The organism is Rhizobium sp. SRDI943 (genome assembly GCF_057653695.1).
Window position 1 is genome coordinate 1,288,328 of the sequence record NZ_CM172787.1, and the last position, 13,014, is coordinate 1,301,341.

Annotated in this window: 12 protein-coding genes and 1 tRNA gene; 8 read left to right on the forward strand and 5 right to left on the reverse strand. The window is 61.7% G+C overall.

The window, feature by feature from the left end:
- The first annotated feature begins 1 nt into the window (after position 1).
- The 6 genes from bcsA (at position 2) to AC245Y_RS06565 (ending at position 9,010) form a co-directional block, all read left to right on the forward strand.
- Positions 2-2,194, forward strand: a complete 2,193-nt coding sequence (gene bcsA, locus AC245Y_RS06540; protein ID WP_012756909.1) for a UDP-forming cellulose synthase catalytic subunit — start codon at positions 2-4, stop codon at positions 2,192-2,194.
- Positions 2,191-4,653 (forward strand): cellulose biosynthesis cyclic di-GMP-binding regulatory protein BcsB, encoded by a 2,463-nt coding sequence (locus AC245Y_RS06545; RefSeq protein WP_017993581.1) that lies wholly within the window; start codon positions 2,191-2,193, stop codon positions 4,651-4,653. The genes bcsA and AC245Y_RS06545 overlap by 4 nt, the downstream gene beginning before the upstream one ends.
- A complete protein-coding gene (locus AC245Y_RS06550; RefSeq protein ID WP_017993582.1) occupies positions 4,650-5,696 on the forward strand; it encodes a family 8 glycosyl hydrolase in 1,047 nt (348 codons plus the stop codon). Before AC245Y_RS06545 ends, AC245Y_RS06550 begins: the two co-directional genes overlap by 4 nt.
- Positions 5,693-8,053 (forward strand): cellulose synthase, encoded by a 2,361-nt coding sequence (locus AC245Y_RS06555; RefSeq protein WP_026157313.1) that lies wholly within the window; start codon positions 5,693-5,695, stop codon positions 8,051-8,053. Before AC245Y_RS06550 ends, AC245Y_RS06555 begins: the two co-directional genes overlap by 4 nt.
- A gap of 113 nt (positions 8,054-8,166) precedes the next feature.
- Complete coding sequence (locus tag AC245Y_RS06560; RefSeq protein ID WP_017993584.1) at positions 8,167-8,835, forward strand: HAD family hydrolase; 669 nt, start codon at positions 8,167-8,169, stop codon at positions 8,833-8,835.
- Positions 8,836-8,933: 98 nt separating this feature from the next.
- Positions 8,934-9,010: transfer RNA gene (locus AC245Y_RS06565), tRNA-Pro, on the forward strand.
- Between the two features lie 185 nt (positions 9,011-9,195).
- Here AC245Y_RS06565 and AC245Y_RS06570 read toward each other — a convergent pair.
- Positions 9,196-9,828: a class I SAM-dependent methyltransferase gene (locus AC245Y_RS06570; protein ID WP_017993585.1), complete on the reverse strand. Its 633-nt coding sequence runs from the start codon at positions 9,826-9,828 to the stop codon at positions 9,196-9,198.
- Positions 9,829-10,364: 536 nt separating this feature from the next.
- Here AC245Y_RS06570 and AC245Y_RS06575 point away from each other — a divergent pair.
- Positions 10,365-10,583: a hypothetical protein gene (locus AC245Y_RS06575; protein WP_020486948.1), complete on the forward strand. Its 219-nt coding sequence runs from the start codon at positions 10,365-10,367 to the stop codon at positions 10,581-10,583.
- Positions 10,584-10,589: 6 nt separating this feature from the next.
- On the opposite strand, the gene AC245Y_RS06580 is transcribed toward AC245Y_RS06575, so the two are convergent.
- Positions 10,590-10,823 (reverse strand): DUF982 domain-containing protein, encoded by a 234-nt coding sequence (locus tag AC245Y_RS06580; RefSeq protein ID WP_017993587.1) that lies wholly within the window; start codon positions 10,821-10,823, stop codon positions 10,590-10,592.
- Between the two features lie 197 nt (positions 10,824-11,020).
- On the opposite strand from AC245Y_RS06580, the gene AC245Y_RS06585 reads away from it, so the two are divergent.
- Entirely contained in the window at positions 11,021-11,233 is a 213-nt protein-coding gene (locus AC245Y_RS06585; protein WP_029872887.1) for a hypothetical protein, read from the forward strand.
- Positions 11,234-11,236: 3 nt separating this feature from the next.
- Here AC245Y_RS06585 and AC245Y_RS06590 read toward each other — a convergent pair whose 3' ends face one another.
- The 3 genes from AC245Y_RS06590 to AC245Y_RS06600 all read right to left on the reverse strand — a co-directional run bounded on the left by AC245Y_RS06590 (position 11,237) and on the right by AC245Y_RS06600 (position 13,010).
- Positions 11,237-11,386: a hypothetical protein gene (locus AC245Y_RS06590; protein ID WP_012756918.1), complete on the reverse strand. Its 150-nt coding sequence runs from the start codon at positions 11,384-11,386 to the stop codon at positions 11,237-11,239.
- Positions 11,387-11,461: 75 nt separating this feature from the next.
- The gene (locus tag AC245Y_RS06595; RefSeq protein WP_003547265.1) at positions 11,462-11,755 is read right to left on the reverse strand and encodes a helix-turn-helix domain-containing protein; all 294 of its coding nucleotides are present in this window, start codon (positions 11,753-11,755) and stop codon (positions 11,462-11,464) included.
- A 73-nt stretch (positions 11,756-11,828) separates the two neighbouring features.
- Positions 11,829-13,010 carry an ROK family transcriptional regulator gene (locus tag AC245Y_RS06600; protein ID WP_017993588.1) on the reverse strand — a complete coding sequence of 394 codons (1,182 nt, stop codon included), beginning with the start codon at positions 13,008-13,010 and terminating at the stop codon, positions 11,829-11,831.
- Between the last annotated feature and the right edge of the window lie 4 nt (positions 13,011-13,014).

Sequence of the window (13,014 nt, forward strand, 5' to 3'; positions counted from 1 at the left end):
CATGCGCAAAGCCCGCAGTGTCATCATATGGGCCGTGGTTTCGCTCTGCATGATCGTGCTGATCACGCTGCCGGTCAACCTGCAGACCCAGCTCATCACCAGCATCACCGTCGTGACAGTCATGGCGCTGATCAAGGTGCTGAAGGGCGAGGGGACCTGGCGCCTGGTGGCGCTCGCCTTCGGTACGTCGATCGTGCTGCGCTATGTCTACTGGCGCACTACCAATACGCTGCCACCTGTGAATCAGCTGGCAAATTTCATTCCCGGCCTGCTGCTCTATCTTGCCGAAATGTATAGCGTTGCGATGCTGGCGCTCAGCCTCTTCATCGTTGCCACACCTTTGCCGTCACGCCCTTCGCGTGCCGCCAAGAATGAGCGTTTCCCTCATGTCGACGTCTTCGTACCATCCTATAACGAGGATGCCGGCCTGTTGGGAAACACGCTGGCCGCCGCCAAGGCCATGGATTATCCGGCCGAGAAGTTGCATGTCTGGCTGCTCGACGACGGCGGCACCCTGCAGAAGCGCAATTCCGGCAAGCTGCTCGAAGCCCAGGCGGCTGCCGCCCGCCATATCGAGCTGAAGCAGCTCTGCGACGATCTCGATGTCCACTACCTCACGCGCGACCGCAACGAGCACGCCAAGGCCGGCAATCTCAACAACGGCATGAAACATTCGACCGGCGAACTCATCGCCGTCTTCGATGCGGACCACGCGCCGGCCCGCGATTTCCTGCTGGAGACGGTGGGTTACTTCGAAGACGATCCGAAGCTCTTCCTTGTCCAGACCCCGCACTTCTTTATCAATCCCGATCCGCTGGAACGCAACCTGCGCACCTTCGACAAGATGCCGAGCGAGAACGAGATGTTCTACGGCATCATCCAGCGCGGCCTCGATAAATGGAACGCCGCCTTCTTCTGCGGCTCGGCCGCGGTTCTGAGCCGCAGGGCGCTCGAATCCCAGAACGGCTTTTCCGGCATCAGCATCACCGAGGATTGCGAGACGGCGTTGGCGCTCCATGGCAGCGGCTGGAACAGCATCTATGTCGACAAGCCGCTGATCGCCGGCCTGCAGCCAGCCACCTTCGCAAGCTTCATCGGCCAGCGCAGCCGCTGGGCTCAGGGGATGATGCAGATCCTGCGCTTCCGCTTTCCGCTTCTGAAGCGCGGCCTGACGATCCCGCAGCGCTTCTGCTACATGTCCTCCACGCTTTTCTGGCTCTTCCCATTCCCGCGCACGATCTTCCTGTTTGCGCCGCTCTTCTACCTGTTCTTCGATCTGGAAATCTTCACCGCTTCGGGCGGTGAGTTCCTCGCCTATACGCTTGCCTATATGCTGGTGAATCTGATGATGCAGAACTACCTCTACGGGTCGTTCCGCTGGCCCTGGATTTCCGAGCTCTACGAATATGTCCAGACTGTGCATCTGCTGCCGGCCGTCGTCTCCGTCATGCTCAATCCGAGGAAACCGACCTTCAAGGTCACTGCCAAGGACGAATCGATCGCCGTCAGCCGTCTGTCGGAAATCAGCCGTCCGTTCTTCGTCATCTTTGCGGTGCAGATCGTCGCGCTCATCATCACCATCTACAAGATTTATGCCGAGCCCTATAAGGCCGACGTCACGCTCGTCGTCGGTGGATGGAATGTCATCAACCTGATCATGGCCGGCTGCGCGCTGGGTGTCGTGTCGGAGCGCGGCGAGCGCGCCTCGTCCCGTCGCGTCAGGGTCAACCGGCGCTGCGAATTCGGCGCCAACGGCAAGTGGTACACGGCTTCGATCGAGGACGTCTCCGTCCACGGCGCAAGGCTTCACATCTTCAACAAGCAGCTCGACGAGATGCTGGTCGGCGCCGTCGGCGAAATTCGCTTCCGGCCCTATAGCGGCGCGGATCTGGAAACCCTGCCGCTCATCGTCCGCAATATCGAGCCGTCGGGCGACATCAGCAATGTCGGCTGTCAGTACGTCCCGAAAAGCGCGCTCGACCATCGCCTGATCGCCGACCTGATGTTTGCCAATTCCGGCCAGTGGACAGAGTTCCAGGCCTCGCGCCGGCGCAATCCTGGCCTGATCCGCGGCACTATCTGGTTTCTCGGCATGTCGTTCTACCAGACGAGCCGCGGCCTCGTTTACTTCTTCCGCAGCATGCGGCCGGAGCGAGAAGCCCAGCAGCAGGCGGCAAAGGTCAACGCCGGATGAGAAGCATCGTAGCCGCCTCGCTTCTCCTGCTGAATGCCTCCGCCTTCGCCCAGGCGCAGACGGCACCCTTCGACATGTCCGGCGAGCGGCCGCCCGGTGCGTCCGTTACCCCGAGATTGACGTCGCCCACGCCGCCCGCAGCAGCCACTGCGCCGGTTCCCGTCACGCCTCCGGTTTCCGTCATACCCGCACCTGCAAGCCCGGCTGCTCCTGCTCCCGTTCCTCCGCCGATCGCCGCCCAGCCACCGCAGTCGCCGTCGCCCGCGCCACAGCCTGCCGCCACGGCAAATAGCGTTGCGCCGCCGCGTGCCGGCGACGTCCGTCGCTTCGTCGTGCCCTTTTCGAAACTCGGCCTCGGCGGTGAATACGACCGTCGGTCATGGTCGGTCTATCTGACGCCGGAGCAGGCGGCGGCCAAGGCAAGCTTCACCTTCGCCTACCAGAATTCCATCGTCGTCGCGCCAGAGGCCTCCGCGCTGACCGTCTATCTCAACAACCGCCCGATCGGCCAGCAGCGCGTCGGCTCGCCGGATGGCTCTTCGGCCGTCACCTTCGAGGTTCCGCCCGGTCTGTTGCAGCCGGGCGCCAACCTCGTCACCTTCGAAGCCAATCAGCGCCACCGCACCGATTGCAGCATCCAATCGACTTATGAACTGTGGTCGAATATCGATCCGGCCGGAACCTATCTGAGTTTTGCCGGCAGGGATGCCACCCAGCTATCGAGCGCCGACGCAATCCGCGCCATCGGCGTCGACGGCGCTGGCAAGACGGAGTTCGACATCGTTGTCCCGGCGCTGGAGCAGCCGGGAACCACCAAGCCGCTGCTACGGCTGGCGCAGGGCCTGTCGGTGTTGAGCAGCATGCCGAACCAGATATTCGCCTTCAACACCGCTTCGCTTCCGGCTGGCGGGCCCGGCAAGCTCAGCGTGCTCGTCGGCACCGCGGCGGAGCTGCGGCCGCTCTTTCCCGGCCTGCCGCCCGGCGCCGAAAGTGCGGCACTCGCCGCCTTTGTCACCGATCCGCGCAGCGGCTCGCCGGTGCTTCTGATCAGCGGCCCCTCCTGGCAGGCGGTCTCGTCGGCGATCGATACCATCGTCTCCCCGACGGACCGGTCCTCGGATGTTCGTCGCGACGTGCTGACCACCGAGCGCTGGAGCGCGCCGAACGCGCCGCTGGTGTTTTCCGACACGAACATCGCTTTGTCTCAGCTCGGTGTGAAGACCACAGAATTCTCCGGCCGGCGGTTGCGCACCAGCTTCAATATCGCCGTGCCGGCCGATTTTTATGCCAATGCCTATGGCGAGGCGAAGGTGCTGCTCGACGCCGCCTATACCGATAACGTGATGCCCGGCAGCCACATCGATATCTACGTCAACGACAACATCGCCTCCACCGTGCCGATCACCACAACATCAGGCGGCATTCTCCGTCATCTGCCGATCCGCGTGACCATGCGTCACTTCAAGCCAGGTCTCAATTCGGTGGCGATCGAGGCGATCCTGATGACCAAGGACGATGCCGTCTGCGCGCCGGGCTCGACCGCCGGCGCCACCCCGCGTTTTGCCCTGTTCGATACCTCCGAGCTGCAGATTCCGGATTTCGCCCGCGTCGGTCAGCGTCCGAATCTGGCCGCAATGGCCGGCACTGCCTATCCCTATGGTCGGGCCACGGAGCCGACGCCGCTCTTCATCGATCGCATCGATGCCGATACGCTTTCGGCCGCCGCCACGCTGCTCGGCCAGATGGCGATCACCGCCGGCCATCCGATCGCCGTCGAAACCGTCGCCTCGCCGAATACGATCGGCGATCGTGACGCAATCTTCATCGGCTCCATCTCGCAGATGCCGGCAACCGCGCTGTCGCAGACCAATATCGCCACGGCGAGCCAAGCCTCATGGCGTCCCGTGCCGGATACGCAGGTGGGCGTCGTCGATACCGGTACTGCCTTCGAGGAGTGGAATTCCAAGGTCAGCGGCGGTGTCTTGCGCAACCGGGTCACTGCCTTCCGCGAGTGGCTGTCGCGCAATTTCGATATCTCCCGCAGCTCGCTGCAATTCATCCCCGGCGCCGAGCAGATTTTCACGCCGGCCAACGCCGACACGCTGCTGGTCGCCCAAGGCTCCAGCCCCGCGGGAGCCGGCGCCTGGACCGTGGTGGCGGCGCCATCGGCGAAGGACCTGCGCGAAGGGCTCGAGGTTCTGACCGCGCAACTGAACTGGCCGCAGATATCAGGCCACATCACAACCTATTCGAGTAAGACAGGCAAGATCGAAACCGTGCCCGTCACCCGTTTCGATTTCGTGCCGTCCACCCCCTGGTCGATCGCCAATTACCGCCTGATCGCCGCCAACTGGCTATCGACGAATATCCTCTCCTACGCCTTCCTGCTGGTCGTCTTCGTGCTGCTGATCGGGATCACCACCTCGAGCATGCTCAGAAAACTGGGCCGGTCCAAATGAGGCGGTGGCGCGCGCTCCTGCTGGCGGCAACGGTCGCGCTCGCGGCGGCGAGCCCGCCTGCCGTTGCCCAGCAGGCGATGATCAATGCCGGCGCATGGGCGGCCTACAAGGCGAAGTTTCTCGATGCGACCGGCCGCATTATCGATAACGGCAACGGCAATATCAGCCATAGCGAAGGGCAGGGTTATGGCATGCTGCTCGCCTATCTCTCAGCCAGTCCCGCCGATTTCGAACAGATCTGGTATTTTACCCGCACCGAGCTGCTGCTGCGCGACGATGGCCTGGCCGTGTGGAAATGGGATCCGAACGTCAGGCCGCACGTCACCGACACAAACAATGCCTCGGATGGCGACATGCTGATCGCCTATGCGCTGGCGCTTGCCGGCACGGCGTGGAAACGCAACGACTATATCTTCGCGGCCTCCCGCATGGCGCAGGCGCTGCTTGCCGAAACCGTTGTGCACGCGGCCGGCCACACGCTCCTGTTGCCGGGGAGCCAGGGTTTTGCCGCTGCCGACCGTAAGGACGGTCCCGTCGTCAACCCGTCCTACTGGATTTACGAGGCGATCCCGGTGATGGCGGCGCTCGCTCCGTCGGATGCCTGGCAAAAACTGTCGGATGATGGCCTAACGCTGTTGAAGACGATGCAGTTCGGCCCGCGCAAGCTTCCCGCCGAATGGGTGAGTCTCAGCGGCCAGCCGCAGCCGGCGCAGGGTTTCGACGCTGAATTTGCCTATAACGCCATCCGCATCCCGCTCTATCTCGTTCGCGGCGGCGTCACCGACAAGGCGCTGCTGATCCGTCTGCAGCAGGGGATGTCGCAAGACGGCGTTCCAGCCACCATCGATCTGACCACCGGCCGGACGAAGACCGTGTTGCCGGACGCAGGTTATCGAATTGTTAACGATGTTGTGGCCTGTGTAGTCGATGGGACCAAGTTGCCGGTCTCGGCCCTGCAATTTGCGCCCGCACTCTATTATCCGTCCACGCTTCAGTTGCTGGGGCTGGCCTATATTGGGGAGAAGCATCCGGAGTGTCTGTGAAGTCTTCTCTCGTGGCGGTTTCAGCGGCAGTCGTGGTGGCAACCCTCGTCACCGGGCTGAAAGATCGTGCCGCTCTGCAGGAAAAGTTCGGCCTTGGGTCTGCCGGCAAGCCGGCGCCGGAGCTGATGATGATGGGCCGCATCAAGCCGGAGGTTCCTGCCGGCAATTCCGAATTCAATGCGCAGCTCGTCGCCGACAAGATCGAGGCGATCACTTCGCCGTCGCCGTCAGCACCGGACACGTCCGATTCGGATGCCGCTGAATCGCAGCCTGCGGCACCTCAGACGGCTGCTCCGCCGGCTCAGACCGTCGCCCAGCCGGCACCAGTGACACCCCCAATCGTTTCCGCGCCGCCGGCTCCGCAACAGGCGGCCGCGGCGCCGCAGCCTGCCGTCGATGAAAGTGCGCTTCGTTATTTCGCCAGCCGCGGCGACAAGGTGCGCCTGCAGGCCGAGATCTCCCGCCTTCAGGCGCTCTATCCGAACTGGGTCCCGCCGGCCGATCCGCTCGCCGTGCCGCAGAATGGCGACAAGCAGCTCGAGGCCATGTGGCAGCTCTATTCGGATGGCCGCTATGCGGAGCTGCGCAAGGCCGTCGCCGACCGCCAGGCAGCCGATGCCGGATGGCAGCCGCCGGCCGATCTGCTCGACCGGCTTGACGTCGCCGAGGCCCGCGCCCGCCTCGTCAATGCTTCGGACCTCAAGCAACATGCGACTGTGGTCGATATCGCTGCTGCAACACCGAGCCTGCTCACCTGCAGCGAGATCGATGTCCTCTGGCGCGTCGCCGAAGCCTTCATCCAGACGGAGAGGGCGCAGCGCGGCCAGGACGCCTACGCTTATATCCTGAAGAACTGCACCAATCCGGCCGAGCGGCAGGCGACGGTCGAGAAGGCCTCGACGCTGCTTGCCTACCAGCCGATGCAGGCGCTGCTCGCGCTGGAGAGGCCTGCTGCCGACGGCAGCAAGGAATTCAATGCGATTCGCGACAACCTCGCCCGACGCTTCATGGCCGAGGGCGATGACGATCCGAATCTCGCCATCGCGCCCGATTATATCGCCCGCCTCGAAAAACTCGCCGGGACGGAGGGGCTTGCCTCCGATGCGCTGCTGCTCGGCTGGTACCAGCTTCGCCGCAACAATGATGCCGATGCCGAGAAATGGTTCCGTGCCGCTCGAGCCAAGCAAGATTCGGCGACCGCTTCGCAGGGGCTGGCGCTGGCGCTGATCGCCCGCAAGGCGCCTGAGGAAGCCGAGGACGTGATGTTCCGCTGGCGCGCCGATTCCGATGACGCGACATCAACCTATCTCGCCGCCACCGCCAACCTGATGGCGTTGCAGCCGCCGGCCGATCTGGCCGAAGACGTGCTGCACCGCATCGCTACCGAGGTCATCGCCCGGAAATATGTGCCGACGGCGCAGCAGTTCGGCTGGTATGCCCGCTCCCTTAACCAGTTCCAGACCGCCGCACGCTGGTTCGAGACGGCGCTTGCCTGGAAACCCGATGACGAACCGTCCGCCTATGGCCTTGTCATCACCCGCGAGCAACTGAGCGACCGCAAGGGCGTGCTCGACCTCCAGCGTGCCTGGACCGGCCGGTCGAGCCGGATCACCAATCTCGAAGACACGTCGTCCCTGATGCCGAATGCCGTCACGCAGCCGCCGGAGAAGGGGGGGCTTGCCGCACAGCAACCGGCTCAGCCGACGCAGCGTCCCCCGGCCGAGCCGCTTCCGGCCGAGCGCCGCGTCACCCTGCAGCCGGGGTCGGAAGTAGTCGTTCGCGCGGCAGGGCCATCTATGGAGACGGTCAACGTCCCACGCGGTCCGCGCCAGACGCGCGGCTGCTCGACGACAATCGATGCGGGGCAGCTTAAGCCGGCCGACGCGCTGTCGCGCGGCTGGTGCCTGATGGATATCAACCGGCCGATGGAGGCGATCTCGGCCTTCGAGGCGGCATTGCAGAGTCCAGCCCGCAAGGTCCGCGAAGACGCAGCCTATGGCCAAAGCCTTGCCTATCTGCGCGCCGGCCTCTCCGGCAATGCCGCCGTTGCAGCCACCAAAGCACCGCAGAACCGCCAGCGCGCCGCCGAGCTTCAGGTGGCGATCCTCGCCGACCGTGCGCTTTCAGCCTTCGACGCCGGCCGTTACCGCGAAACCCTCATCTATCTTGATCAGCGTGCCCAGCTGCAGCAGGAGCGCATCGACCTGATGGTTCTGCGCGGCTACTGCTACCTCAATCTCAAAATGTACGGCGATGCGACCCGTATCTTCGAAGCCGCTGCCGCGACCGGCAGCCGCGACGCCGCCCGCGGTCTTGCCGACGTCCGTAACGTCACCCACCCAGACACCAACAACTGACGTTGACGCCGTTTCCGCTCTCCGCTAGTCGCTTGCGTAGCTTCTAAATACCACAGCGTCCCTTTGCACGTCTTCAAAGACGCGCGGCGCTGTGACCCGCAAGGAAACGCCCCGTGCCCGCTCTCCATGACATCCTCAACAGATCCTATGACGCCTTCCTTTTCGACATGGACGGAACGCTGCTGAATTCTATTGCGGTCGTCGAACGCGTCTGGAGTGAATGGGCAAGACGCCATGGCTTCGAGCCGGCGGTCTTCTTGAAGACGATCCATGGCATCCGCGCCTCCGATGTGATCCGCGGACTCGGCCTGCCCGGCGTCGATCCGGCCCATGAGGCGGATCTGCTGCTCGCCGAGGAAATGGAGGATGTCTCCGGCATCGTCGAGATCCCCGGCGCCGTCCGCTTCCTCTCCGCCATCGCCGAGGGCCGATGGGCAATCGTCACTTCGGCGCCGATCGAGCTCGCCAGGCGCCGCATGGAAGCCGCCGGCATTCCGATGCCGAAGGTCATCGTCAGCGGTCAAGAGGTCAAATCAGGCAAGCCCAGCCCCGAAGGATATCTGCTCGGCGCAAGCCGCCTCGGCGTCGATCCGAAAAGATGCCTGGTCTTCGAAGATGCCGTCGCCGGCATTCTCGCCGGCGAAGCCGCCGGCGCCGACGTTACCGTCATCACCGAAACGCACGCCACGCCCTTCGAAACACCGCATTTTTCTATCGCCACCTACCAGGCATGGCAGCCCATCCAAACCGCCGAAGGTCGGCTGAAGCTCGCCGCGATCTGAGCATTGCGGCAAACTACTCCCTTTTTGTTGGAGGCAAGGTTTTTCCGCTTGCATTGCACGCGCTGAAAAACTAAACGAAACAAGCCGTTTCGGCAGGTCGGGGCGTAGCGCAGCCCGGTAGCGCACTTGACTGGGGGTCAAGGGGTCGCTGGTTCGAGTCCAGTCGCCCCGACCATTTATCCCCTTGAAATCCCAGTCAGAATGTCACTTTTTCGTCCCGCTGCCGGCGGAGAAGGGGACGAGGCATTGGCAGAAATGCTAAAACGGGAGCCGAACGCCCCGAACGAAAATGTCATTTGTTCATGTTGTAGACGAGCTGTAGCGCCGCCATTGCAAACGGCGGCGGGGCTTCGACCACTTTCAGTGCGGTTTTTGAGCGATTGCGATCATCGATTTGGCGAGCAGCGGAATCCTCCCGACATATTCGAAGTCGACGGCTTCGAAGCCTGTTTCGACCAGGAGTGTGCTGAGCGTTCCGGGAGACCAGAATTTGATATGGCCATGGTCCTTCAGAGGCATGAAATGGTCGTCCATCTTTCCGCTGACGGCCAATGCCAGATTTTTCCAGTAGCCGTGAAAAGGCGTCGACATAACCGCGATGCCGCCAGGCTTTACCAGATCATACATGGTGGCCGAGAAAGCCTTAGGATCATAAACATGCTCCACCACCTCGAGGCTTATCACCGCATCGAAGGTCCCATACCGGCTGGAAAGATCTTCGTATCCGGAGCCGATTTCCAGCGGAAGATCGGGGTGGGCCGTTCTCGCTTTTGCGATGCCGTCCTGGGAGGGATCGACGCCGACGACGTCATAGCCTTTTTCCGCAAGCACGGCTGCAGCACCGCCGGTGCCGCAACCGAGGTCGAAGACCGCTGTTTCTTTTGCCTCCTGGAAACTGTTCTCGAGAACATCGACAACGGCCGGCAGAATATAGGAATGGGCGGTCGCCGGTTTGGCGTGTATATAGGTAGTAGCGTCCAGTTCGATAGACATTTTACCTCCTGAAAACCTGAAGAAGTGAGCCGCCAAGGGTACGGCGGACTTTGACGGGAGTGTGGTGTCGTTGTGGTATTACGGTGATTAACGCCGAAGGCGTTCGTGGCGACTAAGCGTCACTGCCGATTGGCAGCACCGACAGCGCGAGACATTCTCCAGCACGCCCGACGCTCGCCCGCCGGATCCCGAAGCTGATTGACAGGGTGCCCTGAAGATGCTGAAAACGGCCCGCGTTCAGCTTTGCCGCATTTTCGTGGTTCAAAGCGCCGCTGCATCCGGCTCCGCCCGCTTCGACCATTTAAACTAAATAATGTGATGAAATACCCTTTGAAGGCGCATCGCAAATAAATCCTTTAGTTCTTTTTGGTACTGCCTCAGTTGGGAGAGGTGGTATTTGTTGCCTTTTGTTAAGATTATACCCAGTTTTGAAGTTAACAACCCAATTTTGGATTGAAAAAAACCTGAAGCCTCTTCGCATTCTCGGGAATATGTGTAGATTAACATTGTCCCTGTCACAGATAGCCTAGTCGAGCATGACGGATATGAAGCACAATCTAACTTGCAGGCAGAGCCTCGCCAGCGCGTTCCAGGCTCTGTCGGACGAGGCCGTCAAAGCCGGCTGGTCGGAAGGCGATGTCGCCCTCGCGCTTGCCGAGCTCGCCGAGGAGCGGGTAGTCGAGATTACCGCCAGGGTGATCATGGAGGGCTCCATCCATCCCCAGTTGGTCGCCGCTGGCGGCCGTAACGGCTAACCGCTCTTACACCAGCAGTCCCGCCGTCTTCGCTGCCGTGATGAAGGAAGCCTGTGCTGCGTCTGGGCTGCGCAGTCCATCGAGCGCATCCAGGCAGTGCTGGCGCGCAACGCGATAATCGCGCCCGCGCTTGCTCGGCCACCGTTTCAGATATTCGACGGCCTCCCAGACGGTGGAAACGATCAGGCTGCTGTTTGGAGAAACGACCCGGACGGGGGAGGGAAAGCGCTTTTCACTCACGTCTGCACTCACTGATTCCTGCTACCAAACGCGGCCAGAACGCGCGGGATAAAATTTTGTTCCATGATTTTGTTCCACAAGAATTTGCGTAGTTGCTAAAGTTCAGACCCTCGCGCATAATCACTTTATGGTCGGTTGCGGAGGGCGGCCGGCGATGCAAGCGTGGATGCGTTTGCCCTCGGAGGAGATGCGGCGTGATGTTACGATCATCAATTCATCCGCATGATTTGCCGTTATTTTCGGAAGATCTCGATCTGCTTTCGCAAGTGCTCGACAAGGTCTGCGACGAACGCGGCCTCGCCAGGACGACGCCGGAGGCCGAGCGGATCGGTGCGGTCATCATCCAGCTCTACAGGCAGGGCGTGAAAGACGGCGGCAAACTCGCCGACCTTGCAAAAACCTATCTCTAAAGATCAGTTCTGCTCGATCGAGACACCGTTCTTACCGATGCTCATCTCGATGCCTTGAGGCTTGCTTTCCTCGTGGAAGATATAGGCGCCGAGGCCGATGACGGCGACGACAAGAACACCGATGATGACGTAGAGACCATTGCTGCGGTTCAAGAAACTGCCCCCGATATGTTATAGGCCCCGATATGTTGTGGGACAGCGAAACGCGCGGGCGTCCGATTGGTTCCGTCAGTCGTCGTTGGCGGCGTTGAGATTTTCCGGCCGGATGCCGTCATCGCTGGAGGTACGTGCTCGTAACCGGATACCGGGGCCGCCTTCATCCTGATTGCCGCTCGACAGGAAGATGATGCCGTTCGCCTCGAGCGTGCTGCGCACGTCGAACAGCGCGTGCGGCTCACCCGCGAATTCGCCGTTTTCCAGCGCCATCACGGTCTCGACCGGCAGGCCGCTGGCGGCGGCGAGCTCTTCGATGCTCATTCCGATCATGGCGCGGGCGCCGCGTATCTGCGTTGCTGTTATCATGATAGAAAATCTAGCGCATTTCCAGCGCTTCTCAAGTGGCGGCGCTGCACGTTGGCTCTCAGGCACGCGCTCTTCAAACTTCCCTCAATTTTACACCAAATAGATCGTCATGCATGCGCTCAACCGCGATCCCCATTCCTCCCATCAGGGCGGCGCGGTTCCCAAAGCGACTGATCTCGATGCGCGGCGGATAAGGCGTACAACGCGGCAGGAAACCGCGGATGGCGTTGACGAGTTCCGGTCTTGCGCCGATGCTGCCGCCGGTGATCACCAGTTCAGGATCGAGAGCCGCTCCGATTGCAGCAATAGCGACTGCGACCAGCCGTGCCGTCTCTTCGATGGCAGCCGCAGCACTCGTTTCTCCTGCATTAAACGCAGCGAAGAGATCGGCCACGGTGGATGCGTTACGCCCGCCGAAACCGACGTAGCGGCGCAACATCGCGACGCTGCCGACCGCACTCTCAAAGGTTCCAAGCGTAAATCCGCCAGGATCAAAAGCGTCTCCGCCGATCGGAAGATAGGCGATTTCACCGGCCGCCCCACGCGCGCCGCGCAATAGCGTTCCGTTGGCGATGATGCCCATGCCGACGCCCGTTCCGAGAGCAACGAAAGCAAAATTGCTGGTTTCGATACCGTGTCCCCGCCATCTCTCCCCTTGCGCGGCCAGATTGACGTCATTTTCAACGATCACCGGTATCCCCATTCTGTCGCTGAAGACTTGCCGCAGATTTATGGCATCGATGCCGGGGATGCTTGGTGCTACGTTGATATGCCCGGTGGCCGGATCGAGCACACCGGGACTGCCCAGAACGACGAGGCGGAGTTTGTCGGCAGTCGTCCCCGCCGCAAACGCGAGTTCTACGATAAGATCGCTGAACTGATTGACGAGATGCATTCCGCCGCGCGGGTCGGTGGATATTTTGGTTTCAGCAACCACGTTCCCTAACAGATCGCAAATAGCCGCAGCAATCTTTGTGCTCCCCAGATCGATAGAAACCGCCAGTCCCGCTCTGGCATTGATTTCATAGGTGATCGCATTTCGGCCCGGGCGACCATCAGTCTGCCCGACTGGTTTCAGCCATCCGTCATCCTCAAGGTCGCGCACGACATCGGAAATCGTCTGTTTTGACAAGCCGGTTAGCTTGGCAATATCGGCGCGAGAGATCGACCCGTTCGCGAACACGGTTCGGATGACGGCATTGGTTGAAATTTTTCGTGCGATCGGAGTCTGTGCGACAGAAGATGTCATTGCCATCCGG